Genomic DNA, 24287 nt, shown 5'->3' on the forward strand with positions numbered 1-24287 from the left:
ACCTTGCCAAGGTCGGGGTCGCGAGTTCGAGTCTCGTTTCCCGCTCCAAATTTTTATATTCACTAATGTTATTTGCCCTTAGGCGCAATCAGAATTAAAACTGCTGCTGATATTTTTATCGCATGCATCATCGTTTTTTCTGGAAATTTTGCACGCCTCGCTAGCATCGATAATGTTTGTTGTCTGACGCAGTTATCTTACAGGTTATCCACAATGTGCCTGCAAGGTTCTGACGGCGTTTTCCCCGTTGTTTAAAACTGTTTTGAACAGAGTTATCCACAAGCTCTGGACAATCCCCTGCGCGCTAAACACGACGTGAATATTTACAATAATCGATTAATTAATTGATTTGTAAGGGGTTAAACCTATTTCAGACTGTAATCTTACCCTTTAGACGAAATTACGATCTCCGTCACTATTCCGTTGGATAATTTTATTCACAGCATGTGGAAAAGCGTTTTATTCTGTGCGACTGCTCAATCAAGCATCACGTGGCAGGCCTTTTTCAACCGCGCGCACCAGCCGCTGTTTCTTCGCTGGCTGCACTTCCACCGCTTGCGCCGCGCGTTTCTGCAACTGCTGTGCAATCGCCCATTCAATATGTTCATCAAGCAGTGGATGTTCGCCGCTGCGCGATGCTAATGCCGCCATATTTTCTTCTGTCCAGGGCGCATTGCCCAATGCCACCGCAATGTTTCGCAACCAGCGCAAATGCCCAATACGCCGAATCGCTGAACCTTCAGTGATGCGCAGAAATTTGGCTTCATCCCATTTGAACAGTTCGGTGAGTGGCGGCGCATGCAGCACCGCGCGCGGTGAGAAATCGTCTTCATCAGTTAACTGACCGTAACGATTCCACGGGCAAATTAGCTGGCAATCGTCGCAGCCATAAATTCGATTACCAATTAGCGGACGGAACTCTTCAGGAATTGCGCCTTCCAACTCGATGGTGAGATAGGAGATGCAGCGACGCGCATCGACCACGTAAGGTTCGACGATAGCGGAAGTGGGGCAGATAGTGATGCAGGCGACACAGCGTCCACACTGCTCTTCCTGTGGCTGATCAACCGGTAACGGCAGATCAATCAGCAATTCGCCGAGGAAGAACCAGGAGCCCGCTTCACGGTTAAGGATTAGCGAATGTTTGCCGGTCCAGCCTAAACCGGCTTTAGTGGCAATCGGGCGTTCAAGAATCGGCGCGGAATCGACGAACGGGCGAAAATTGAGTTCGCCACAGTGCGCCTGAATCATTTCTCCGAGCTTTTTCAGTCGATTGCGCAATACTTTGTGATAGTCGCGGCCCAGCGCATAGCGGCTTACATAGCCCAACTGCGGATTTTTCAAGGTGCTGGCAAAGGCGGCTTTGGCTGGAAGGTAGTTCATGCGTACGCTAATCACGCGCAGCGTGCCAGGCAGCAGTTCATGTGGCCGCGCGCGCATCATGCCGTGGCGCGCCATCCAATCCATCTCGCCGTGATATTGCTTATCCAGCCACGCCTGCAGTTTGGGCTCTTCGGCGCTTAGATCGGTATCGCAAATACCCACCTGCTGGAAGCCGAGGTCGCGTCCCCACTGTTTGATTTGTTGAGCGAGCTGTTGAAGATCGAGAGGATATGACATGAGAAACCAGGCAATTGAAGCAAACGCGCGCAGTTTACCACACTCTGTCTGGCCTGCGCAGGCGATGGCACAACTGGAACGCGATGCCGCCGATAGCCTGGGCTTAACGCTGTTTGAGCTGATGCAACGTGCTGGCCAGGCCAGCTATGAATTAGGCCGCCAGCTGTGGCCGCAGGCGCAACATTGGTTGGTGCTGTGCGGGCACGGCAACAATGGCGGCGATGGTTTTGTGGTAGCGCGACTGGCGCAAGCCGCAGGATTGAACGTTACGCTGCTGGCGTGCGCGGGCAGCAAAGCCTTGCCAGAAGAAGCACAGCAGGCGCAGGACGCATGGCTGGCGGCGGGCGGTGTGATTCACGCGGTGGATGCGCCGTGGCCGGAAAAGGTTGATGTGATTGTTGATGCACTGCTCGGCACCGGCCTGAATCGTGCGCCTGCGGATCCCTACGATCGCCTGATTACACTGATTAACGCCCATGCCGCACCGGTGCTGGCGATCGACATTCCCTCCGGTTTGCTGGCGGCTAACGGCACGGCGCCGGGTGAAACGGTCATCGCCGACCACACGCTGAGCATGATTGCGCTGAAACCCGGCCAACTGACCGGCAAAGCACGTGATTACGTTGGCGTGCTGCATAACCATGAGTTGGGTTTGTCGGCGTACCTTGCCGCTGAACAGGCACCGATTTCACGCTATGACGCCGGGGATTTAACGCGCTGGCTGAAACCGCGTCGCGCGACCTCACACAAAGGCGACCAGGGTCGGCTGTTGGTGGTCGGCGGCGATAGCGGCACGGCGGGCGCAATTCGTATGACTGGTGAAGCCGCATTGCGAAGCGGTGCCGGACTTGTGCGCGTGCTGACGCATGAAGATAATATTGGCCCGATTCTCACTGCGCGACCGGAGCTAATGGTTGATGCGCTGAACGATGAACGTCTGGATCAGGCGCTGGAGTGGGCGGATGTCATCGCCGTTGGACCGGGGCTTGGCCAGCGTGATTGGGCGCAGAAGGCACTGAAAAAGATCGCGGCCAGTGAAAAGCCGATGCTTTGGGATGCGGATGCGCTTAACCTGCTGGCAATCAAGCAGGATAACCGTCAGAATCGCATCATTACGCCGCATCCCGGCGAAGCTGCGCGCTTGCTGGGGGTGAAAACCAGCGAGATTGAGAGTGACCGCTTACACGCTGCGCGCGCCCTGGCGAAACGCTACGGCGGCGTGGTGGTATTAAAAGGCGCGGGCACGGTGATTGCCAGCGCGGCAGGTGACATCGCGATTGCCGATGTGGGCAACGCCGGCATGGCATCCGGCGGCATGGGCGATGTGTTGAGCGGAATTGTCGCCGCTCTGCTCGGCCAGAAACTGACTTTACTTGATGCAGCCTGCGCAGGCTGTGTCGCGCATGGGGCAACAGCCGATGCCGTCGCGCGTCAGCGCGGTACACGCGGCATGTTAGCCACTGATTTGTTCGAGCTGCTGTGGCAGTTTGTTAATCCAGAGATGATCCAACAATAAAGCATGAAGACCTGTGTTATCCCTTTGCCCGATGAGGCGGCAACCCTGAATCTGGGTGCGCAATTGGCGCGCGTCTGCAACAGCGCGCTGGTGATCTATCTTTATGGCGATTTGGGTGCCGGTAAGACCACCTTTAGCCGTGGTTTTCTGCAGGCGCTCGGCCATCAAGGCAATGTCAAAAGCCCAACTTATACGCTGGTCGAGCCCTACGAGCTCGGCTCTCGCACGTTGTACCATTTCGATCTCTATCGTCTTGCCGATCCCGAAGAGCTGGAGTTCATGGGCATCCGCGACTATTTCACCGGCGATGCGCTTTGTCTGGTGGAGTGGCCGCAGCAGGGCACCGGCGTGCTGCCTGAGCCCGATTTAGCGCTGACGTTGCGCTATGTTGATGCAGCGCGTGAAGCCGAAATTAGCGCGGTTTCCGCCACGGGTGAAGCGCTGTTAACCCAATTCCAGCAAGGCAGGGATCCGGCATGATGTCACGGATGAGAATCATTGTACTGGGCTTGCTGTGCCTGTTTTCTGCCTCGGCGTTGTCTGCCACGTTATCAGATATCAAAGTTGAAAATGGCGATAGCCAGGCCACCGTCACGCTGAGCTTTAACGGTCAGCCGGTGTATGGCTTTTTCCCGCTGCATAATCCCAATCGTGTGGTGCTGGATATTCGTCAAAGCGGCGCGATTAAAGGTTTGCCGCTGAATTTTAGCGGCGAAAATATTGTGCAGCGCATTCGCCATAGCCAGCCAAAGGATAAGCAAAGCCTGCGTTTAGTATTCGAACTGACGCAGGCCGCACAGACGCGCGCCAGCACCCAGCGCGATGGCAGTAATTATCGCGTGGTGTTCACCATTCGTGGGACGCAGCCAGCGAAGCGTCCGGCCGTTGCCGCACCTGTCACCACGGCACGTGAAAGCCAGCCGCAAAGCAGCAGCCAGGGCAATCCGTTCAACGCCAATCAGGTGACTGCGGTAACCAGCAGCAATACCACCGTGCGTCCCGGCAACTCGGTCAGCCGCAACGATGTGGTGATTGTGGCGATTGATGCCGGACACGGCGGCCAGGATCCTGGTGCATCAGGTCAGCACGGTTTGCACGAGAAAAATGTCACCATCTCGATTGCGCGTAAACTGAAAGCGCTGATGGATCAGGATCCGATGTTCAAACCGGTGCTGACGCGTAACGGCGACTATTTCATCTCGGTGATGGGCCGTTCTGAAGTGGCGCGTAAAGAGAACGCGAATCTGCTGGTATCCATTCACGCCGACGCCGCACCGAATCATTCGGCCACCGGCGCATCGGTTTGGGTGCTGTCTAACCGCCGCGCCAATAACGAAATGGCGAACTGGCTGGAACAGAAAGAGAAACAATCTGAGCTGCTGGGCGGCGCAGGCGATCTGCTGGCGAACAGTCAGGCCGATCCCTATCTCAGCCAGGCGGTTCTGGATTTGCAGTTTGGTCATTCACAGCGTGTAGGTTATGACGTCGCCGTCAAAGTCCTGCAGCAGCTGCGCGGTATTACGCCGCTGCACAAACGTCTGCCGGAACATGCCAGCCTTGGCGTTTTACGTTCCCCGGATATTCCTTCTTTACTGGTCGAAACCGGCTTTATTAGTAATGCCGCGGAGGAGCGGCTGCTTGGCAGCAGCGCGTATCAGGAGAAGATTGCTCAGTCGATTTATAAAGGCCTGCGCAATTATTTCCTTACGCATCCGCTGCAATCGATCCCAAAGGAGGAAAACCGGCCGCTGGACAGCGCACCAGCGGTTAGCGTCGCCAGCAACCCGGCGACCGGCACGGTGCAATATACCGGCGCGACGCAGCGTCATACCGTGACGCGTGGTGAGACGCTGTCCGGCATCGCGGCAAAATATGGCGTGAGCATGGCGACGTTACGTGAGATGAATAGCCTGAAGCGCGATGTGGTTTGGGTAGGACAGCGCCTGAAGGTGCCCGCGAAATCCAGCGTTAGCGTGGCGGCGGCGAGTCGTCCAACCCGGCATAAAGTGGTGCGCGGCGATTCGCTGACGGCCATTGCCGCGCGCTATGGCGTGAGCTCGAAAGCCATCATGCAGGCGAATAATATGAAGTCGAGCAATGTGATGCTGGGGCAAAACTTAAAAATTCCGCAATCCTGATTGTTGGCTCCCTGTGAGCCAACCAGCCAAAAGGATCACCACCATGCCAATACAGATTTTACCGCCGCAGCTGGCGAACCAGATTGCCGCAGGCGAAGTGGTTGAGCGTCCGGCGTCGGTCGTAAAAGAGCTGGTGGAAAACAGCCTGGATGCCGGTGCCACGCGCATTGATGTCGATATCGAGAAAGGTGGCGCGAAGCTCATCCGCATTCGCGACAACGGCTGCGGCATCGCCAAAGACGAACTGGCGATGGCGCTGGCGCGGCATGCGACCAGCAAAATAGCCTCGCTCGATGACCTTGAGGCGATCATGAGCCTCGGTTTTCGTGGCGAAGCGCTTGCCAGTATCAGTTCTGTTTCTCGTTTAACGCTGACTTCACGCACCGCCAATCAAAGCGAAGCCTGGCAAGCCTACGCGGAAGGGCGCGATATGGATGTGACGGTGAAACCGGCTGCGCATCCGGTGGGTACATCGCTGGAAGTGCTCGACCTGTTCTACAACACGCCCGCACGCCGCAAATTCATGCGCACCGAAAAGACCGAATTTACTCACATCGATGAGGTGATTCGTCGCATTGCGCTGGCACGCTTTGACGTCGCCATCTCGCTTAGCCACAACGGTAAGTTGATGCGCCAGTATCGCGCGGTCAGTGAAAATACGCAGCGGGAGCGGCGTTTAGGTGCCATTTGCGGCACCACGTTTATGCAGCACGCTTTACGCATTGAGTGGCAGCACGACGATTTAGCGCTGCGCGGTTGGGTCGCCGATCCTAACGGCTCGCGCCAGGTTACCGACCTGCAATATTGCTACGTCAACGGACGCATGATGCGCGACAAACTGATCAATCACGCGATTCGTCAGGCGTATCAAACGCAGCTGGGTGATGATCAGCAACCGGCTTACGTGCTCTATCTGGAGATCGATCCGCATCAGGTAGATGTCAACGTCCATCCGGCTAAGCATGAGGTGCGTTTCCATCAGTCGCGTTTGGTACATGATTTTATCTGGCAAGGCGTGATGAGTGCGCTGCAAGCCAGCCGCGCGCCGGAATTGCCCATCGCCCACGCCGAAGAGCCTGCACCGAAGTGGCAGCCAGAAAACCGCCAGGCGGCAGGTGCGAACCACTTTGCCCAGCCCAGCAACACGCCACGCAGCGGCGGCACTTCTGCGGCGGCGGGTGCAAACTGGCAGAATAAAGAGCCGGTTTACAGTGCGCGTGAAGGCAATGCGTATAAGCAGTTGATGAAAACGCCGGTGGTAGAAACGCCGCGCGCTGCGCCAGTTCCTGCGGCGGCTCCGGTGCGTCAGGCGGAAACGCGTGAAGCACCGCTGACCGCCCACGCGCAAAGTTTTGGCCGCGTATTAAGCGTTTTACAGGATCGTTATGCGCTGCTGGAACGGGGGAGTGCGCTGCAATTGTTATCGCTGGCCGTGGCGGCACGCTGGTTAAAACAGGCCCAGCTGCAACCAGGCGAAGAGGGCTTAAAACCGCAGCCGCTGCTGATCCCGGTGCGCCTGAAAATTGCCGCGCCGGAGCTGGCCGCTATCGCCGAGCACGCCGCGCTGCTAAGCCAGATGGGCATTGATTTACAACGAGAAGGGCAGCACGTGACGCTACGTGCGGTGCCTTTACCGTTACGAACACAAAATTTACAAATCTTGATTCCAGAACTGTTAGGCTACCTGGCCCGGCAGCAAGAGGTTTCTGCATCCACATTGGCCCAATGGCTGGCGCGTCGCGATGATGCAGAAGACGCTCACTGGAATCACTCGCAGGCGATTGCACTGCTGGCAGAGCTGGAAAGGCTCTGCCCGCAACTGCTGAAGTCGCCGCCTTCAGGTCTGTTACAGACCATTGAGATTGAGAGCGCGCTGAACGCGTTGAAGCATGAGTGAACTAAACCAGGCTAGCCGGCCAAAGGCAATTTTTTTGATGGGGCCTACCGCCTCCGGTAAGACGGCATTAGCGATTTCGCTGCGTCAGCAACTTCCGGTGGAACTTATTAGCGTTGACTCTGCCTTAATCTATCGCGGGATGGATATTGGCACGGCGAAACCGTCGGCAGAAGAGTTAGCACTGGCGCCCCATCGTTTGCTGGACATTCGCGATCCGGCGGAAGCGTATTCCGCCGCAGAATTTCGTCGCGATGCGTTGGCAGAAATGGCGGAGATCACCCGTAAGGGGAAGATCCCGTTGCTTGTTGGTGGAACCATGCTCTACTTCAAGGCGTTGCTTGAAGGATTGTCGCCGTTGCCCTCGGCCGATCCCGAGGTGCGTCAGCGAATAGAGCAAATGGCGGCGGAGAAAGGGTGGGAAGCCCTGCACCGTCAGCTGTGTGAAATCGATCCGGTCGCCGGTAGTCGTATTCATCCGAATGATCCGCAGAGACTTTCGCGAGCACTGGAAGTTTTTTTTATTTCGGGTAAAACTTTAACGGAACTGACAAAAACCTCCGGCGAAGCGTTACCCTACGACGTGTACCAGTTTGCAATCGCCCCTGCGAGTCGCGAACTGATACATCAACGCATTGCGTTGCGTTACGACCAGATGCTAGCGTCAGGATTTGAAGCGGAGGCTCGTGCACTGTTTGCGCGAGGTGATTTGCATACGGACATGCCTTCCATTCGTTGTGTAGGTTATCGTCAGATGTGGTCTTACTTATCAGGCGAAATCGATTACGACGAAATGGTTTATCGGGGAATTTGCGCCACTCGGCAGCTCGCTAAACGCCAGATGACCTGGTTACGTGGCTGGCCTGAAGTACACTGGTTGAACAGTGATGAGCCAGAGTTAGCGCGTAATGCGGTGCTTAAGGTAGTTAGTGCGTAGCAGGGATGATTGTGTACAATTGATTGGTTATCGTGCGCAAATTTTTACGCAGTTTTTCTGAACCACGGTTCTTAAAGCAACAAACAACAAGCATATAAGGAAAAGATAGAATGGCTAAGGGGCAATCTTTACAAGACCCGTTTTTGAACGCATTGCGTCGTGAACGTGTACCGGTTTCGATCTATTTGGTGAATGGTATTAAGCTGCAAGGGCAAATTGAATCCTTTGATCAGTTCGTCATTCTGTTAAAAAACACGGTCAGCCAGATGGTGTATAAGCACGCCATCTCTACAGTGGTTCCTTCTCGTCCAGTGTCGCACCATAGCAATAACGCGGGCGGCAGCGGTGGTAGCAGCAACTATCATCACAGCGGAAGCAATCAAGGCGCTCAGTCGCAGCCACAACAAGACGGCGATAACGCAGAATAATTTTGCGCTGCCGTAAAGCCAGGGCTGGAGAACGAGCACGTTTTCCTGTCCTGGTTATTTTATTTTAGCGAGGTTATAGCTTGTTTGACCGTTATGAAGCCGGTGAGCAGGCCGTACTGGTACACATCTGGTTCTCCCAAGACAAAGAGCTGGAAGATTTGCAGGAGTTTGAAACTCTTGTCTCTTCTGCGGGCGTTGAAGCGCTGCAAGTCATTACGGGCAGCCGTAAAGCGCCACATCCCAAATATTTTGTCGGTGAAGGAAAGGCAGTTGAAATTGCCGATGCGGTGAAAGCGAGTGGAGCATCGGTCGTTTTATTCGATCATGCCTTAACGCCTGCTCAGGAACGTAATTTAGAGCGTGTGTGTGAATGTCGTGTTGTCGACCGCACCGGCCTAATTCTTGATATTTTCGCTCAGCGCGCCCGTACCCATGAGGGTAAATTACAGGTCGAGCTGGCACAGTTACGCCATATGGCAACACGTTTAGTGCGTGGATGGACGCATCTTGAACGCCAAAAAGGCGGTATCGGTTTACGTGGTCCGGGTGAAACCCAGTTGGAAACGGACCGTCGTTTACTCCGCAATCGAATTAGCCTGATCCTTTCCCGTCTTGAGCGTGTTGAGAAGCAGCGCGATCAGGGCCGCCAATCACGTGCTAAAGCTGACGTGCCAACCGTTTCTTTGGTGGGCTACACCAACGCAGGCAAATCTACTCTGTTTAATGCGATAACCTCCGCTGATGTTTATGTGGCAGATCAACTGTTTGCGACGCTTGATCCGACATTACGTCGCCTGAATGTTGCAGACGTTGGTGAAGTGGTTCTGGCTGATACAGTGGGATTTATTCGTCATTTGCCACATGACTTAGTGGCTGCGTTCAAAGCTACGCTGCAGGAAACGCGTCAGGCCGCGCTGCTGCTCCATGTGGTTGATGCGGCTGATTTACGTATCAATGACAACATCGAAGCCGTGAATGAAGTGCTGGTAGAAATAGAATCCGATGAAATTCCAACCCTGATGGTCATGAACAAAATCGATATGCTGGAGGACTTTGAGCCGCGTATCGATCGCAACGAAGAGAACCAACCGATTCGCGTGTGGTTATCTGCACAGAGCGGCGTGGGTCTGCCGTTACTGTGGCAGGCGCTTTCTGAGCGTTTGGCCGGTGAAATTGCGCAGTACGATTTACGTCTGCCGCCGGAAGCGGGCCGTTTACGCAGTCGTTTTTATCAGTTGCATGCTATAGAAAAAGAATGGAATGAAGATGATGGCTGTGTGAGTTTGCACGTGCGTATGCCGATCGTTGATTGGCGTCGTCTGTGTAAACAAGAGCCGTCGCTAGCCAGTTATATTGTTTGACCGTTGCCTAACCGATCTTACCCAAAAGATTTCAGGTTGTAGCAAGGCGGCAATTGAACAAATTTCCGGGAGCTTACATTAGTAAGTGACCGGGATGAGTGAAAGCAGCCAACGCCGCTACAATCTGAAAGATGAAGGGTAAGCCGTAAATACAATAAATGGAGTAGAAACATGGCGTGGAATCAGCCCGGAAATAACGGACAGGACCGCGACCCGTGGGGAAGCAGCAATAATCAAGGCGGCAACTCTGGGGGAAATAAAGGAGGTCGCGATCAGGGACCACCTGATCTGGATGATATCTTCCGAAAGCTGAGTAAAAAACTCGGCGGACTGGGCGGTGGCAAACAGAATGACAATGGCCAACGCAGCGGCGGTAGCGGTGGCAAAATAGTTGGCATCGTTGCCGTAGCGGCTGTCGTTATCTGGGCGGCTAGCGGTTTCTACACCATTAAAGAAGCTGAACGTGGCGTCGTCACGCGCTTCGGCAAATTTAGCCATCTGGTTGAGCCAGGCCTCAACTGGAAACCGACTTTCGTCGATCAGGTTCGCGCCGTAAACGTAGAAGCCGTACGTGAACTGGCCGCATCTGGCGTGATGTTGACGTCGGATGAGAACGTGGTGCGCGTTGAGATGAACGTACAGTACCGCGTGACCGATCCTGAGCGCTATCTGTATGCCGTGACCAGCGCCGACGACAGCCTGCGTCAGGCCACCGACAGCGCCTTGCGTGGCGTTATTGGCCGCTCAACCATGGACCGCATCCTGACGGAAGGCCGTACCGTGGTACGTAGCGAAACTCAGCGTGAGCTCGACGAGACCATCCGTCCTTACAACATGGGTATTACCCTGCTGGACGTAAACTTCCAGGCGGCGCGTCCACCGGAAGAGGTTAAAGCCGCGTTTGATGATGCGATTGCCGCGCGTGAAAACCGTGAACAGTACGTGCGTGAAGCTGAAGCTTATTCGAATGAAGTTCAGCCGCGTGCTAATGGTCAGGCGCAACGTATCCTCGAAGAAGGTCGTGCTTACAAAGAGCGTACGGTGTTAGAAGCGCAGGGTGAAGTGGCACGTTTTGCCCGCTTGCTGCCGGAATATAAAGCTGCACCAGAAATCACGAAAGAGCGTCTCTACATTGAAACCATGGAACGTGTGCTGAGTCATACCCGCAAGGTGTTGATCAGCGATCGTGGTAACAATTTGACGGTTCTGCCACTGGATCAACTGATGCGCGGTGGCCAGGCATCTGGCCAGGGCGGTCAGAAAATGACGAATTTAATGAAGTCTCCTTCCTCGTCCGATAGCAATGCGAATCGGGGAGATACTTCATCTTACAGTCCAGACAGCATCATGGATCAGCGTCGCGCCAATGCGCTGCGCAACGATACCCAGCGCCAGGGGAGGGAGTAATCGATGCGTAAGCCAATCATCGCCGTAATTATTGTAGTGCTGGTGGTGCTTTACGCGTCACTGTTCGTGGTGCAGGAAGGCCAACGCGGCATCGTGCTGCGCTTTGGTAAGGTTCTGCGTGATGACGAAAACAAACCGTTAGTGTACGCACCGGGTCTGCATTTCAAAATTCCGTTTATCGAAACCATGAAATCACTGGATGCACGCATTCAGACCATGGATAACCAGGCTGACCGCTTTGTTACCAAAGAGAAGAAAGACCTGATCGTTGATTCTTACATCAAATGGCGTATCAGTGATTTCAGCCGTTACTACCTGGCAACCGGTGGTGGCGACGTTTCTCAGGCGGAAGTGCTGCTTAAACGTAAGTTCAGTGACCGTCTGCGTTCTGAAATGGGTCGTCTGGATGTGAAAGACATCGTGACTGATTCGCGTGGCCGTTTAACCACCGACGTGCGTGACGCCCTGAACACCGGCAGCGCTGGCAACGATGATGACGTTCAGACGCCCGCTGCGGATGACGCAATTGCGAGTGCGGCAGCACGTGTAGAACGTGAAACCAACAGCAGCGAGCCTGCTCCAAATCCGAACAGTATGGCTGCGTTGGGTATTGAAGTTGTCGACGTGCGCATCAAGCAGATCAACCTGCCGACTGAAGTTTCTGACGCGATCTACAACCGTATGCGCGCCGAGCGTGAAGCGGTAGCGCGTAGTCAGCGTTCACAAGGTCAGGAAGAGGCAGAGAAACTGCGTGCGCAGGCCGATTATCAGGTCACACGTACGCTGGCAGAAGCACAGCGTGAAGCGCTGATTTCTCGTGGTGAAGGTGATGGTGAAGCGGCAAAACTGTTTGCTGATGCCTTCAGCCAGGATCCGGATTTCTATGCCTTTATCCGCAGCCTGCGTGCCTATGAGAACAGCTTCTCAGACAATCAGGATGTGTTGGTGCTGAGCCCGGATAGCGATTTCTTCCGCTATATGAAAGCGCCCTCTAACGCCACGCGTTAAGAACTGATATAAAGTCCAGGCCGACAATGTTGTCGGCCTTTTTTTTGGGAAAAATCATGAATTCAACCATCTGGATGGCGCTGGCTTTGGTTTTGGTGCTGGAAGGACTTGGACCGATGTTTATGCCACGCGCCTGGCGACGCATGATTCTGGCGATGACGCAGTTACCCGATCGTCTCTTGCACCGTTTTGGTGGCGGTTTAGTAGTGGCCGGCGTGATGATTTACGCGATGATCAGTATGCACGCGCGTTAATCAGCGTAAATTTTTTGTGATGCCGCGCGACTCAATTGTGTCTGTTGGCCGCTGTTCCCCCAACATGTTGTGAGCTGAGCAAAACTCAGGCAAAAAACAGCGCAATCGTATGCTAAAAGTGCTGAAAGAGTAAAAGTCAGGTGGTAGAATCCATTTTTAAGCAATCGGTGATTTTGAAAAAATGGGTAAGAACGTCGTCGTACTGGGCACCCAATGGGGTGACGAAGGTAAAGGTAAGATCGTAGACCTTCTGACAGAGCGCGCGAATTACGTCGTGCGTTACCAAGGTGGCCATAATGCAGGCCACACACTTGTCATCAACGGTGAAAAAACCGTCCTCCACTTAATTCCATCTGGCATCCTGCGTGAAAACGTCACCAGCATCATTGGTAACGGCGTTGTACTGTCGCCTGAAGCGCTGATGAAAGAGATGAAAGGTCTGGAAGAGCGCGGTGTGCCGGTACGTGAACGTCTGCTGATCTCTGAAGCCTGCCCATTGATTCTGCAATACCACGTAGCAATGGATGTGGCGCGCGAGAAAGCGCGTGGCGCCAAAGCTATCGGCACCACCGGTCGCGGTATCGGTCCTGCCTATGAAGATAAAGTGGCACGTCGCGGTCTGCGCGTGAGCGATCTCTTCAACAAAGAAACCTTTGCGGTGAAGCTGAAAGAGATCGTCGATTTCTACAACTTCCAGCTGGTTAACTATTACAAAACTGATGCTGTTGACTACGAAAAAGTGCTGAGTGATACGCTGGCGGTTGCCGATATCATTACCAGCATGGTGGTTGACGTCTCTGATCTGCTGGACGGGGCGCGTAAGCGTGGCGACCTGATCATGTTCGAAGGTGCACAGGGTACGCTGCTGGATATCGATCACGGTACCTATCCGTACGTGACCTCATCGAACACCACCGCAGGTGGCGTAGCGACGGGTTCAGGTATTGGTCCTCGCTATGTTGATTACGTGCTGGGTATCGTCAAAGCCTACTCAACGCGCGTTGGTGCAGGTCCATTCCCGACCGAACTGTTCGACGAAACCGGCGAGTTCCTGTGTGCACAAGGTAACGAGTTCGGCGCGACCACTGGTCGTCGTCGTCGTACCGGCTGGTTGGATGCGGTTGCCGTTCGCCGTGCCGTGCAGATCAACTCGCTGTCAGGTTTCTGCATGACCAAGCTGGACGTGCTGGATGGCCTGAAAGAAGTGAAAATCTGTGTGGCTTATCGTATGCCAGATGGCCGCGAAATGACCACCACGCCGCTGGCGGCTGAAGGCTGGGAAGGCATTGAGCCGATTTATGAAACCCTGCCAGGCTGGAGCGAGACCACATTCGGCGTTAAGACGCTGGAAGGTCTGCCGCAAGCTGCACGTGACTACATCAAACGTGTAGAAGAAGTGACCGGTGTGCCGATTGATATTATTTCTACCGGCCCAGACCGCAGTGAGACCATGATTCTGCGCGACCCGTTCGACGCATAATCTCCTCAGGCCGGACTCTGTCCGGCCTTTGTATTTCTAATCTTTGACTCCACTCACTCTATTTTTTCTTGCAGATATCGATACTTGCCAGAAAAAACGCACCGGCCACCACGCTCTGGTTTATCATCATATTTAAACATCACGCCGACCGGCGCATAACCATAACGTTCGATGATTCACTGAGGTATATGTGCAGCTAACAAGTTTCACCGATTATGGTCTGCGTGCCCTGATTTACATGGCGACGTTACCGGCAGGTAAGCAGACCAACATTACCGAAGTCACCGATACCTACGGGGTGTCGCGTAACCATATGGTTAAAATCATCAACCAACTGAGCCGGGCTGGCTTTGTCGCCGCAACACGCGGTAAAAACGGCGGAATTCGTTTAGGCATGGACCCGGAAAAAATCGTCATTGGCGATGTGGTGCGAAGAATGGAGCCGTTGCAGCTCGTGAACTGCGACGAGTGTGTGATCACGCCGGCCTGTCGTTTGCGTAAAGCATTGCACGATGCGGTCCAGCTATTCCTCAAGGAACTGGACAAGTATACGCTGGCCGATTTGGTCAAAGATAACGATTCGCTGTACCAACTTTTATTGTCCGAACCGCCGGTGGCAATCCAAATTAAATGACATCGGAGGAACCGTAATGTCAAAAGATCCTTATCAGGATAGAGAAGCTGAAAAATACGAAAACCCAATTCCAAGCCGCGAATTTATTCTGGCACTGCTGGAAAAACGCGAAAAGCCGACCAGCCGCGATGACATCGCGCAGGAATTGAATATCACCAGCGAAGAGCAGCAGGAAGCGCTGCGTCGTCGTCTGCGCGCTATGGAGCGCGATGGTCAGCTGGTGTTTACTCGCCGTCAATGTTACGCGCTGCCAGAACGCCTTGATCTGCTTCGCGGTAAAGTGATTGGCCATCGCGATGGCTATGGCTTCCTGCGCGTAGAAGGCCAGAAGGATGATTTCTATCTTTCAGCCGAACAGATGAAATTCTGCCTGCACGGCGACGTAATTCTGGCGCAGCCGGGCAGCGCCGATCGTAAAGGTCGTCGTGAAGCGCGCGTGGTGCGCGTGCTTGAGCCACGTAACAGCCAGATCGTCGGCCGCTACTTTACCGATGCAGGTACCGGTTTTGTGGTGCCGGATGACAGCCGCCTGAGTTTCGACATCCTGATCCCGCAAGAAGAAACGCTTAACGCGCGTATGGGTTCAGTGGTGGTGGTTGAAATCACCCAACGTGCGACGCGTCGCACCAAAGCGATCGGCAAAGTGACCGAGCTGCTGGGTGACGATATGGGCACCAGCCTTGCGGTCGATATGGCGGTGCGCACCCATGAAATCCCGCACACATGGCCGGAAGAAGTTGAGAAGCAGATCGCTAAGCTGAAAGAAGAAGTGCCGGAAGAGGCGAAGCTTGGGCGTGTTGATTTACGTAAGTTGCCGCTGGTCACCATTGATGGTGAAGATGCGCGTGACTTTGATGATGCTGTTTTCTGCGAGAAAAAGCGCGGCGGCGGCTGGCGTTTGTGGGTGGCAATTGCCGACGTCAGCTATTACGTGCGTCCGGGCACGCCGCTGGATGATGAAGCACATCAGCGCGGCACCTCGGTCTATTTCCCGTCGCAGGTTATCCCGATGCTGCCGGAGATTCTCTCCAACGGCTTGTGCTCCCTGAATCCGCAGGTTGATCGTTTGTGCATGGTGTGCGAGATGACCATCTCCTCAAGCGGCAAACTCACCGGTTTCAAACACTATGAAGCGGTGATGAACTCCCATGCGCGACTGACCTACAACAAAGTGTGGAACATTCTGCAAGGTGATGCCGATCTGCGTGAACAATACGCGGCGCAGGTTCCTCATCTGCACGAGTTGCACAACATGTATCAGGTGCTGGAAACCGCGCGTGAGCAGCGTGGCGGCATTTCGTTTGAGACCGATGAACCCAAGTTCATCTTCAACGCCGAGCGTCGCATTGAGCGCGTTGAGCGCACCTCACGCAATGATGCGCATAAGCTGATTGAAGAATGTATGATTCTCGCCAACATCGCCTCGGCGCGTTTTGTTGAGAAAAATGAAGAGCCTGCGCTGTTCCGCGATCATGATCGCCCAAGCGAAGACAGCATCAAAAGCTTCCGCACCGTACTGAACGAGCTGGGCTTAAGCCTGCCGGGTGGCACTAAGCCACACCCGACCGATTATGCCGCCTTGCTGAAGCAAGTGGCCGATCGCCCAGACGCAGAAATGCTGCAAACCATGCTGCTGCGTTCGATGAAACAGGCGGTTTACGATCCTGAAAACCGGGGGCACTTCGGTCTGGCGCTGGCGTCTTATGCGCACTTTACCTCGCCGATTCGCCGCTATCCGGATTTGCTGCTGCATCGCGCCATCAAATATCTGCTGGCAAAAGAGCGCGGCGAGGTCGATGGCATCACCACGCCGACCGGCGGTTATCACTACGACATGCAGCAAATGCTGCAGCTGGGCCAACACTGTTCACTGACCGAGCGCCGTGCTGATGAAGCCACGCGCGATGTTGCCGATTGGCTGAAGTGTGACTTCATGCAGGATCAGGTTGGAAACGTGTTCAACGGCGTGATCTCTAGCGTGACCGGCTTTGGTTTCTTCGTGCGTCTTAACGAACTGTTTATCGATGGTCTGGTGCACGTCTCCTCGCTGGATAACGACTATTATCGCTTCGATGCGGTGGGTCAGCGTCTGATTGGTGAATCCGGCGGTCGCACTTATCGTCTGGGCGATGCGGTAGAAGTGCGCGTTGATGCGGTACATATGGACGAGCGTAAAATCGACTTCGCGCTGATTTCCAGCAAGCGTGTACCGCGCGGCGAAGGCAAAACCGAGCGCGAGCGTGAGAAACGCGGCGGCAAACCGCCAGCTAAGCGTCGTCGTGATGCCGGTAAGAAGGGCACTTTCGAGCCTGATTCAGCGTTCCGTGGCGAGAAGAAAAAGCCTGCCGCTGCTGAGAAACCGGCTAAAAGCGAGAAAAAAGGCAAAAAAGTCTCTGAGAAAACCCGTAAAATCGCCGCCGCCACCAAGTCCAAGCGCGCGTCGAAGAAGCAGCCTGACGAAGCCTGATAGTTAGGTCGCCTTGCAGGGCGACCTGACGAAACCGTTGTAGGGTGCGCATCAATGCGCACCTGAACCTCCGTATTCAACGATCTAAATCCAACCTTGAGCAAAGTAATGAGTGAAATAATTTTTGGTATTCATAGCGTGCAGGCGCTGCTGGAGCGCGATCCTCAGCGTTTTCAGGAAGTCTTTATCCTTAAAGGCCGCGAAGATCGTCGCCTGCAGCCGCTGATCCTCGCACTGGAAGCTCAGGGAATCCCGGTGCAGGTGGCGAACCGTCAATGGCTTGATAGTCAGGTTGAAGGCGGCGTGCATCAGGGCATCGTGGCACGCGTGAAGCCAGGCAAGCAGTATCAGGAAGGTGATTTGCCGGATCTGCTGCAGAGCCTTGAGAAGCCGTTCCTGCTGGTGCTGGATGGCGTTACCGATCCGCACAATCTCGGCGCTTGCCTGCGTAGCGCGGATGCCGCTGGCGTGCATGCGGTCATCGTGCCAAAAGACCGTGCAGCACCGTTGAATGCCACCGCCAAGAAAGTGGCCAGCGGCGCGGCAGAAAACGTACCGTTGATTCGCGTCACCAACCTGGCGCGCACCTTGCGCTTGCTGCAGGAATACAACGTCTGGGTCGTTGGCACCGCAGGCGAAGCCGATCACACCGTTTACCAAAGCAAAATGACTGGCCCAATGGCGCTGGTGATGGGTGCGGAAGGTGAAGGTATGCGTCGTTTGACGCGTGAGCATTGCGATGAGCTGATTAGCATCCCAATGGCCGGCAGCGTTTCGTCACTCAACGTGTCGGTTGCCACCGGCGTCTGCTTGTTTGAAGCCGTTCGTCAGCGTCAGGCGTGATCCCCACCGCAAAAAATTTTCCAGGCCAGGCATAACTGCACATCCTCCTCATACTTGAAAAATGAGTATGAGGAGGACGCAGTATGATTTGGACCACCCACACCGTATTCAACCAGCCCCATCCGCTCAGCAACAGCAACCTGTTTACGCGTGATATCGCCCTGTGCGAGGCCGTTGTACGCGAAGGTGCCAGCTGGGATCGCGAATGGCTGGCTTCCGTCGGCTTGCAACTCGGCAGCGCCGAATCCCTTGAGTTAGGCCGCTTAGCGAACGTCGAAGCGCCGGAGCTGTTGCGCTACAACGCGCGCGGCGAACGCCTCGACGAAGTGCGTTTTCATCCCGCCTGGCATCTGCTGATGCAGGGATTGTGCGCCAGCCGGCTTAATAATCTCAGCTGGCAGCCCGACGTGCAGCCGCAGGCGATGGTGGCGCGTGCCGCCCGTTTTATCCTGCATGCACAGGTGGAAGCGGGCTCGCTCTGTCCGGTGACCATGACGCACGCCGCCATTCCGCTGCTGCAAAATCATTTGCCTGAACCCTATGCTGACTGGCGCGAAGCGCTGCTCAGCGATCGTTACGATGCGCATCATCTGCCGGGCAATAAGAAGCGCGGCCTGCTTATTGGCATGGGCATGACGGAAAAACAGGGCGGCACCGATGTGTTGAGCAACACCACTCGCGCCGAACCGCTTGGCGTGCGCGGGCCGGGCGAAGCGTATCGCATCACCGGTCACAAATGGTTTTTCTCAGTCCCGCAAAGTGATGCGCATCTGATTCTGGCGCAAACGTCACAAGGATTGAGTTGCTTCTTCCTGCCCCGCTTGCTGCCGGATGGCACGCGCAATGCTATTCGCATCGAACGGCTGAAAGACAAGCTCGGCAATCGCTCCAACGCCAGCGCTGAAGTGGAATTTCAGGATGCAATCGGCTGGCTGATGGGCGAAGAGGGCGATGGCGTGCGACTGATCCTCAAGATGGGCGGCATGACGCGCTTCGACTGCGCGCTGGGCAGCCACGGACAGATGCGCCGAGCGCTGTCGATTGCCGTACACCATGCGCAGCAGCGTCAGGTGATGGGCAAGAACCTTATCGATCAACCACTGATGCGCGCGGTGCTGGCGCAACAGGCGCTGCAGCTGGAAGGGCAAACCGCCTTACTGTTGCGGCTGGCGCGCGCCTGGTCAACACCGGCCAGCGAACATGAACGCTTGTACGCACGTTTGTTCACACCGGCCGCCAAATTCGTGGTCTGTCAGGCGGGCATGCCCTTTGTGGCAGAAGCAATGGAAGTGCTGGGCGGCATTGGCTATTGCGAACAGAGCGAGTTGCCGCGTCTTTATCGTGAGATGCCGGTTAATAGCATCTGGGAAGGCTCCGGCAATGTGATGTGCCTGGATGTCCTGCGCGTGCTCGGCCGCCACGCCGAAGTGATGACCATGCTGCACGATGAGTTTGATGCGGTGAAAGGCAGCAATCGTCACTTTGATCGCCGCTGGCGGCAGTTACGCTTGCAGCTCGCGAATCCGCGCGAAGGGCAGGCGCGGGAGATCACGCGCGAATTACTGCAGCTGGCGAGTGCCGCGATTCTGCTCAAAGTGGCAGAGCCGCCGCTGGCCGATGGCTGGTGTCAGCAGCATCTTGATCTGCGCGGCACGCGTGCATTGAGCGACGATCTCTGCGCGCGCTTACTGTTGCGCTGCAGCGCCGCTTGACGGTGCGCCATACAGAATGGCGGTGGCGTACCAGAAGCTGGGAATGGTGGTTTCATCCAGCATCAGAATTTGATAGTAAACCGCGCCCGCCTGATTGGCTTTAGCGGCAATAGCGCGCTGCGCATCATCCGGCGATCCGCGTGTGGTGGCGGTGATATTGCCGAGCTTTGGCAGACCAACACTTTGCGCGCGTGAAATCTCCTGCGCTTGCTGCGTGGGTGGTGGCGGAGCTTCTGGCGTGGTGGTGAAAGCGGCGCAGCCGCTGAGCAGCAGTGTTAAGGCCAAATAGAGAATACGCATAGCAACTCCTGAAGCAGGAAGATGGCTCAAGTGTAAGCCATCTTCCTGTGGCTTTTAGTCCTTCAGATGAAAAATGCTCACCAGCTGCGTCAGATGATGACCTTTCTTACTCAGATGATTGGCGGTAGTTTCTGACTGGTTAATCATATCGCTGCTTTGATGCGTGGCCTGGCTGATGTGATTCATCGCCAGATTCACCTGACCAATGCCCGCCGCCTGTTCCTGCGCGGCAATATTGATCTCGCCCATCAGCGTTTTAACCTGCTCGATGTGATTGACGATATGGCTCATCGCATCGCGCGTCTGCTCAGATAGCGTGTGGCCGGCCGCCACTTTATCGATTGAGCTGGCAATCAAGCCATCAATCTCTTTGGCTGCCGTAGCACTGCGCTGTGCCAGCGCGCGCACTTCCGCCGCCACCACCGCAAAGCCTTTACCGTGTTCACCAGCGCGCGCCGCTTCAACCGCCGCATTGAGCGCCAGAATGTTGGTCTGGAAGGCAATTGACTCAATCACGTGGGTGATGTCGGCGATGCTCTGCGACGCCACACGAATCTCCGACATGGTTTCCACCGAACGTGCCACGGTGCTGCCGCCGTGATTCACGGTGTTAGCCGCTTCACCGACCAGCGCCATCGCCTGACGCACATTGGCTGCGGTTTGTGCCACAGTCGCGCCAAACTGCTCCATGCTGGCCGAGGTTTCCTCCACGCTGCTGGCCTGACGGCCAATCTGCTCGCTGATGCTGGAGCTGCTGGCGGCGATGGTATCGGTGCCGCTGCTGATTTCACGCGCCGCCGAACGCACCTGACTGACGACTTTCTCCAGCCCATCGCCAATGCCATTGATCGCGCTGACCAACTGACCAATCTCATCACGACGTGAAGAGTCGAGATGTGCCTGCAGATTACCGGCGGCGTACTGTTCTGCCAGATGAATCACCTGTTGTAGCGGACGCGTGATGGCGCGGCGGCTGTACCACATAAAGCCGATGGCAAAAACGATCACCAGCGCCAGCCCAATCGCCATAAACAGGTTACGGCTGTGCGTGATTGGTGCCAGCAGGCTGGCACGGCTCACTTCACCGGCAATAACCCAGTTCCAGCCAGGAAGCTGCTGCCACGCCAGCAGTTTGGTTTCGCCATCCAGTTCAACCGCCACTAATCCCTTCGGCTGGCTGAGCAGTTGCTGCTGCGTGGCGTTATCCCAGCGCGGCAGTTTGCCTTCAGCGTGACGATCAAACAGATATTGGCCCTGGCTGCTGCCCGGCGCACCGTTCAAAACCGAGAAGGTGCCGCTGTCGCCAAGATGGCGCGCCAGCACTTTGTCGCGCATCAGCGCATACTGCGCATCGATCTGTACCCCGACGAACAGAATAGCGATCACCGCGCCGCTGCTATCCTGCACCGGCTGATACTGCGTAATGTAACGATGGCCAAACAGCGTCGCCAGGCCGCGATACACCGTGCCCTGATTGACGCTGCGCCAGGCGGCGCTGCTGCGATCCAGTTTGGTGCCCACCGCGCGGCTGCCATCCTCTTTTTTCAGCGAGGTGGCGATGCGGATGTAATCTTCGCCGTCACGCACGAAGATGGTGGATACCGCACCAGTACGATCAAGAAAATCATCTACAGCGATCTGATCGAGGTTGAGGGTTTTCAGTCCCGCTCGCAGCGTTGGCGTGCTGAATTCACCTACCTGCACACGTTCGCTGTCGTCACGACTAAAACGTTTTGGCAGGAAGCTTTGGAACAGTTTGGTGTAATTTGCCACCTCTTCCGACAGCGTGGCGTTGAACATGGTGGCCATTTCATTTATGCCTTGCACCTGATTCTGCATATCGTCGGTTGCCAGCTGCTCCAGCTGACGTGCCGCGTTATGGCTCAGGGTCAAGGTCAGAGTAAATAGCACCATTGCCACGCTCAAAGACGTCAATACAGACAGCTTGATTCCGAGACCCATGGCGCTGAGAGAAAGACGCTTCATAAAGTACCTTTTGAGATTATTGAAGGGGTACAAGATCAACGGCAAAACGGGCTAAATGTTTAGGGCTGAAATTATTCAAACTTAATGTGAAGTGGCTCGCATTTTGTTACGCAGCGCTTACACTGAGTCCAGTGATAATCATTCTCAATGGAGGCGGTATGATTGAGTTGGCAACGGAGCATCTGGCAGGCATCGAATGTATTCATGCAGCACCGGCCGGGCAGCGCCAGGCGCGCTTACCCACGGTGTTGTTCTATCACGGTTTTACCTCATCGAAAGAGGTTTACAGCTACTTTGCCGTGGCGCTGGCGCAGGCCGGTTTCCGCGTGATCATGCCCGATGCGGACATGCACGGCGCGCGTTATAACGGCGATACCGACGCACGTATGACCCACTTCTGGGAGATCCTCAAACAGAATATCGATGAAGTGCCGTTGCTGGAGAAGGTGCTGCGCGATAACGACTGGATTGCCGATGAACGTTTTGCCGTGGCGGGCGCGTCGATGGGCGGCATGACCGCGCTGGGCGCAATGGCGCGCTATCCGCAAATCCACAGCGTGGCGTGTTTGATGGGTTCCGGCTACTTCATGCAGCTGAGTCATACGCTGTTTCCGCCGCTGGTGGTGCGTACGCCAGAACAGAAAGAGGCTTTTGCCGCGCGCTTAGCGCCGCTGGCACCGTACGATCCCAGCGAGCAACTGGAGAAACTGGCGAATCGACCTTTACTGCTGTGGCACGGCGAAGCGGATGAAGTGGTACCCTTTGCCGAAACGGCGCGTTTGCAGAAAGCGTTAGGTGAGGCGCAACTCGATCAACAGATGACCACACTTTCCGAAAAGAACATCGGCCACAAAATCACGCCTGCGGCCCTGACGGCGCTGGTCAGTTTCTTTAAACACCATTTATAAAAAATGCGGGTTGGCGTGGTTGGCGCCAGCCCGTTTACGTTGCCGAACTAAAGTTGTGATGACAACCGTTCGGCGGCGCTGGTATTGGCACTGACTGGGTTACTGCTTGCAGGCGCATCCAACCGATTAACGTAGACATAGCCTGATGCCGCGTTGCTGTTACTTCTCATCTGCTGCGCGTAGTCAGCGGAGCTGGCAAAAGCGGGTGGAGACAGGAAGAGACCCAGTAAAGTGGCGAAAATGATCATTTTCATAATCGACTCCAGACTCACAGGGATTGCACTCTCAGACGCGGCAAATAGGATTATTCGTTGCGCCTGTAAATAGTGTAGTTCTTAACCAATTTGCCGCCAGAACGTCCCATTGAACGCCTTGTTCAGAGAATTTGATCAAACGCTCGCTAACTCACTGACACATCTCACTTAGCACAAAAAGCCGCATCAGCTGGCACGATAGTCGCCATTTGATGAATTGTGCGCTTGAGTTTCCGCAAGGACGCCAGTATGATTACGCGTCAATTTTTCAGCTGCATTCAGAGGTGTGTTTCATTTTTTAAATGATTCGCAACCTATAACGTTCCTTGCTTCCGTGGGCCGCAGCTGACCCTGACAGGAGGCTGAATAATCCGTAAGGAGCTATCGATGCGTCATTACGAAATCGTATTTATGGTCCACCCTGACCAGAGCGAACAGGTTCCAGGTATGATCGAGCGTTACACTGGTGCTATCACCGGTGCACAGGGCACGATTCACCGTCTGGAAGACTGGGGCCGCCGTCAGCTGGCTTACCCAATCAACAAACTGCACAAAGCGCACTATGTTCTGCTGAACGTAGAAGCGCCGCAGGAAGTGATTGACGAGCTGGAAACTAACTTCCGCTTCAACGACGCCGTTATCCGCAGCATGGTTATGCGCGTTAAGCACGCGGTAACTGAAGCATCTCCGATGGTTAAAGCTAAAGACGAGCGTCGTGATCGTCGCGAAGACTTTGCTAACGAATCGGCTGATGACTCAGATGCTGGGGATTCTGAAGAGTAATCCGACATGACGGCAAATCGACTGCGCCTGTCTGGCACTGTGTGCAAGACGCCGGTTCGAAAAGTCAGTCCGTCAGGGATTCCTCATTGCCAGTTCGTGCTTGAGCATCGTTCTGTGCAAGAGGAAGCCGGTTTCCACCGGCAAGCCTGGTGCCAAATGCCGGTGATTATCAGCGGCAGCACCCATCAGGTGATTACTCAACATATAACGGTCGGCACGCAACTCACTCTCGAAGGCTTTATTAGCTGCCATCAGGCACGCAATGGTCAGAGCAGAATGGTGTTACATGCCGAGCAGATTGATTTGATAGATTCTGGAGACTAGCCAAATGGCACGTTATTTCCGTCGTCGCAAGTT

22 protein-coding genes are annotated in these 24287 nt (G+C 55.0%); 18 read left to right on the forward strand and 4 right to left on the reverse strand.

All coding sequences use genetic code 11. The features are described from left to right. Positions 1-480 precede the first annotated feature (480 nt). Positions 481-1620, reverse strand: coding sequence for a tRNA epoxyqueuosine(34) reductase QueG (queG, locus tag RTM06_RS17355; RefSeq protein ID WP_312183844.1), 1140 nt, complete (start codon positions 1618-1620; stop codon positions 481-483). On the opposite strand from queG, the gene nnr reads away from it, so the two are divergent. The 15 genes from nnr (at position 1619) to RTM06_RS17430 (ending at position 19699) form a co-directional block, all read left to right on the forward strand. Continuing rightward, a complete protein-coding gene (nnr, locus tag RTM06_RS17360) occupies positions 1619-3136 on the forward strand; it encodes a bifunctional ADP-dependent NAD(P)H-hydrate dehydratase/NAD(P)H-hydrate epimerase (RefSeq protein ID WP_312183846.1) in 1518 nt (505 codons plus the stop codon). The two genes, queG and nnr, sit on opposite strands and share 2 nt — an antisense overlap. Before the next feature lie 3 nt (positions 3137-3139). Continuing rightward, positions 3140-3616 (forward strand): tRNA (adenosine(37)-N6)-threonylcarbamoyltransferase complex ATPase subunit type 1 TsaE, encoded by a 477-nt coding sequence (tsaE, locus tag RTM06_RS17365; protein WP_061723444.1) that lies wholly within the window; start codon positions 3140-3142, stop codon positions 3614-3616. Next, positions 3613-5274 carry an N-acetylmuramoyl-L-alanine amidase AmiB gene (amiB, locus tag RTM06_RS17370; protein ID WP_256697589.1) on the forward strand — a complete coding sequence of 554 codons (1662 nt, stop codon included), beginning with the start codon at positions 3613-3615 and terminating at the stop codon, positions 5272-5274. Before tsaE ends, amiB begins: the two co-directional genes overlap by 4 nt. A 43-nt stretch (positions 5275-5317) precedes the next feature. Further along, positions 5318-7171 (forward strand): DNA mismatch repair endonuclease MutL, encoded by a 1854-nt coding sequence (gene mutL, locus RTM06_RS17375; protein ID WP_312183849.1) that lies wholly within the window; start codon positions 5318-5320, stop codon positions 7169-7171. Further along, positions 7164-8105 carry a tRNA (adenosine(37)-N6)-dimethylallyltransferase MiaA gene (gene miaA, locus RTM06_RS17380; protein ID WP_036648157.1) on the forward strand — a complete coding sequence of 314 codons (942 nt, stop codon included), beginning with the start codon at positions 7164-7166 and terminating at the stop codon, positions 8103-8105. The genes mutL and miaA overlap by 8 nt, the downstream gene beginning before the upstream one ends. A 110-nt stretch (positions 8106-8215) precedes the next feature. Next, positions 8216-8533, forward strand: a complete 318-nt coding sequence (hfq, locus tag RTM06_RS17385) for an RNA chaperone Hfq (RefSeq protein WP_008103618.1) — start codon at positions 8216-8218, stop codon at positions 8531-8533. A gap of 80 nt (positions 8534-8613) precedes the next feature. Then, positions 8614-9894, forward strand: a complete 1281-nt coding sequence (gene hflX / locus RTM06_RS17390) for a ribosome rescue GTPase HflX (protein WP_312183852.1) — start codon at positions 8614-8616, stop codon at positions 9892-9894. Between the two features lie 171 nt (positions 9895-10065). Beyond that, positions 10066-11301 carry an FtsH protease activity modulator HflK gene (gene hflK, locus RTM06_RS17395; protein ID WP_008103614.1) on the forward strand — a complete coding sequence of 412 codons (1236 nt, stop codon included), beginning with the start codon at positions 10066-10068 and terminating at the stop codon, positions 11299-11301. A 3-nt stretch (positions 11302-11304) separates the two neighbouring features. After that, positions 11305-12309, forward strand: a complete 1005-nt coding sequence (gene hflC / locus RTM06_RS17400) for a protease modulator HflC (RefSeq protein WP_101762865.1) — start codon at positions 11305-11307, stop codon at positions 12307-12309. 56 nt (positions 12310-12365) lie between these two features. Next, a complete protein-coding gene (locus RTM06_RS17405) occupies positions 12366-12563 on the forward strand; it encodes a DUF2065 domain-containing protein (RefSeq protein WP_312183855.1) in 198 nt (65 codons plus the stop codon). A 181-nt stretch (positions 12564-12744) separates the two neighbouring features. Further along, entirely contained in the window at positions 12745-14043 is a 1299-nt protein-coding gene (locus tag RTM06_RS17410) for an adenylosuccinate synthase (RefSeq protein WP_256697586.1), read from the forward strand. Between the two features lie 190 nt (positions 14044-14233). Next, positions 14234-14677, forward strand: a complete 444-nt coding sequence (gene nsrR, locus RTM06_RS17415; protein WP_256697585.1) for a nitric oxide-sensing transcriptional repressor NsrR — start codon at positions 14234-14236, stop codon at positions 14675-14677. A 16-nt stretch (positions 14678-14693) separates the two neighbouring features. Beyond that, on the forward strand, positions 14694-17144 hold the full coding sequence (rnr, locus tag RTM06_RS17420; RefSeq protein WP_312183858.1) for a ribonuclease R: 2451 nt from the start codon (positions 14694-14696) through the stop codon (positions 17142-17144). Between the two features lie 108 nt (positions 17145-17252). Next, on the forward strand, positions 17253-17987 hold the full coding sequence (gene rlmB, locus RTM06_RS17425; RefSeq protein ID WP_007892019.1) for a 23S rRNA (guanosine(2251)-2'-O)-methyltransferase RlmB: 735 nt from the start codon (positions 17253-17255) through the stop codon (positions 17985-17987). An 83-nt stretch (positions 17988-18070) separates the two neighbouring features. Then, complete coding sequence (locus RTM06_RS17430) at positions 18071-19699, forward strand: isovaleryl-CoA dehydrogenase (RefSeq protein WP_312183860.1); 1629 nt, start codon at positions 18071-18073, stop codon at positions 19697-19699. Here RTM06_RS17430 and bsmA read toward each other — a convergent pair. Both bsmA and RTM06_RS17440 read right to left on the reverse strand, forming a co-directional pair. Beyond that, positions 19673-19999: a biofilm peroxide resistance protein BsmA gene (gene bsmA / locus RTM06_RS17435; RefSeq protein WP_312183862.1), complete on the reverse strand. Its 327-nt coding sequence runs from the start codon at positions 19997-19999 to the stop codon at positions 19673-19675. The genes RTM06_RS17430 and bsmA overlap by 27 nt on opposite strands. 54 nt (positions 20000-20053) lie before the next feature. Next, on the reverse strand, positions 20054-21985 hold the full coding sequence (locus RTM06_RS17440; RefSeq protein ID WP_312183864.1) for a Cache 3/Cache 2 fusion domain-containing protein: 1932 nt from the start codon (positions 21983-21985) through the stop codon (positions 20054-20056). A gap of 158 nt (positions 21986-22143) precedes the next feature. Between RTM06_RS17440 and yjfP the strand changes: the two genes are divergently transcribed. Further along, entirely contained in the window at positions 22144-22893 is a 750-nt protein-coding gene (gene yjfP, locus RTM06_RS17445; protein ID WP_312183866.1) for an esterase, read from the forward strand. 47 nt (positions 22894-22940) lie between these two features. Here the strand turns inward: yjfP and RTM06_RS17450 are convergent, their stop codons facing one another. Continuing rightward, positions 22941-23147, reverse strand: a complete 207-nt coding sequence (locus RTM06_RS17450) for a hypothetical protein (RefSeq protein ID WP_061720184.1) — start codon at positions 23145-23147, stop codon at positions 22941-22943. 387 nt (positions 23148-23534) lie between these two features. On the opposite strand from RTM06_RS17450, the gene rpsF reads away from it, so the two are divergent. Both rpsF and priB read left to right on the forward strand, forming a co-directional pair. After that, positions 23535-23930 (forward strand): 30S ribosomal protein S6, encoded by a 396-nt coding sequence (gene rpsF / locus RTM06_RS17455; protein WP_007892026.1) that lies wholly within the window; start codon positions 23535-23537, stop codon positions 23928-23930. Positions 23931-23936: 6 nt separating this feature from the next. Further along, positions 23937-24254 carry a primosomal replication protein N gene (priB, locus tag RTM06_RS17460; RefSeq protein WP_007892027.1) on the forward strand — a complete coding sequence of 106 codons (318 nt, stop codon included), beginning with the start codon at positions 23937-23939 and terminating at the stop codon, positions 24252-24254. The last annotated feature ends 33 nt before the right edge of the window (positions 24255-24287 follow it).

Source organism: Pantoea sp. CTOTU46764, assembly GCF_031974595.1.
Lineage (GTDB): Bacteria > Pseudomonadota > Gammaproteobacteria > Enterobacterales > Enterobacteriaceae > Pantoea > Pantoea trifolii.

Excerpts from the sequence above, each read along its gene's own strand:
- nnr (WP_312183846.1), top strand. The coding sequence starts at position 1,619 with ATGAGAAACCAGGCAATTGAAGCAAACGCGCGCAGTTTACCACACTCT.
- queG (WP_312183844.1), bottom strand. The coding sequence starts at position 1,620 with ATGTCATATCCTCTCGATCTTCAACAGCTCGCTCAACAAATCAAACAG.
- tsaE (WP_061723444.1), top strand. The coding sequence starts at position 3,140 with ATGAAGACCTGTGTTATCCCTTTGCCCGATGAGGCGGCAACCCTGAAT.
- amiB (WP_256697589.1), top strand. The coding sequence starts at position 3,613 with ATGATGTCACGGATGAGAATCATTGTACTGGGCTTGCTGTGCCTGTTT.
- mutL (WP_312183849.1), top strand. The coding sequence starts at position 5,318 with ATGCCAATACAGATTTTACCGCCGCAGCTGGCGAACCAGATTGCCGCA.
- miaA (WP_036648157.1), top strand. The coding sequence starts at position 7,164 with ATGAGTGAACTAAACCAGGCTAGCCGGCCAAAGGCAATTTTTTTGATG.
- hfq (WP_008103618.1), top strand. The coding sequence starts at position 8,216 with ATGGCTAAGGGGCAATCTTTACAAGACCCGTTTTTGAACGCATTGCGT.
- hflK (WP_008103614.1), top strand. The coding sequence starts at position 10,066 with ATGGCGTGGAATCAGCCCGGAAATAACGGACAGGACCGCGACCCGTGG.
- hflC (WP_101762865.1), top strand. The coding sequence starts at position 11,305 with ATGCGTAAGCCAATCATCGCCGTAATTATTGTAGTGCTGGTGGTGCTT.
- RTM06_RS17405 (WP_312183855.1), top strand. The coding sequence starts at position 12,366 with ATGAATTCAACCATCTGGATGGCGCTGGCTTTGGTTTTGGTGCTGGAA.
- RTM06_RS17410 (WP_256697586.1), top strand. The coding sequence starts at position 12,745 with ATGGGTAAGAACGTCGTCGTACTGGGCACCCAATGGGGTGACGAAGGT.
- rnr (WP_312183858.1), top strand. The coding sequence starts at position 14,694 with ATGTCAAAAGATCCTTATCAGGATAGAGAAGCTGAAAAATACGAAAAC.
- rlmB (WP_007892019.1), top strand. The coding sequence starts at position 17,253 with ATGAGTGAAATAATTTTTGGTATTCATAGCGTGCAGGCGCTGCTGGAG.
- RTM06_RS17430 (WP_312183860.1), top strand. The coding sequence starts at position 18,071 with ATGATTTGGACCACCCACACCGTATTCAACCAGCCCCATCCGCTCAGC.
- bsmA (WP_312183862.1), bottom strand. The coding sequence starts at position 19,999 with ATGCGTATTCTCTATTTGGCCTTAACACTGCTGCTCAGCGGCTGCGCC.
- RTM06_RS17440 (WP_312183864.1), bottom strand. The coding sequence starts at position 21,985 with ATGAAGCGTCTTTCTCTCAGCGCCATGGGTCTCGGAATCAAGCTGTCT.
- yjfP (WP_312183866.1), top strand. The coding sequence starts at position 22,144 with ATGATTGAGTTGGCAACGGAGCATCTGGCAGGCATCGAATGTATTCAT.
- RTM06_RS17450 (WP_061720184.1), bottom strand. The coding sequence starts at position 23,147 with ATGAAAATGATCATTTTCGCCACTTTACTGGGTCTCTTCCTGTCTCCA.
- rpsF (WP_007892026.1), top strand. The coding sequence starts at position 23,535 with ATGCGTCATTACGAAATCGTATTTATGGTCCACCCTGACCAGAGCGAA.
- priB (WP_007892027.1), top strand. The coding sequence starts at position 23,937 with ATGACGGCAAATCGACTGCGCCTGTCTGGCACTGTGTGCAAGACGCCG.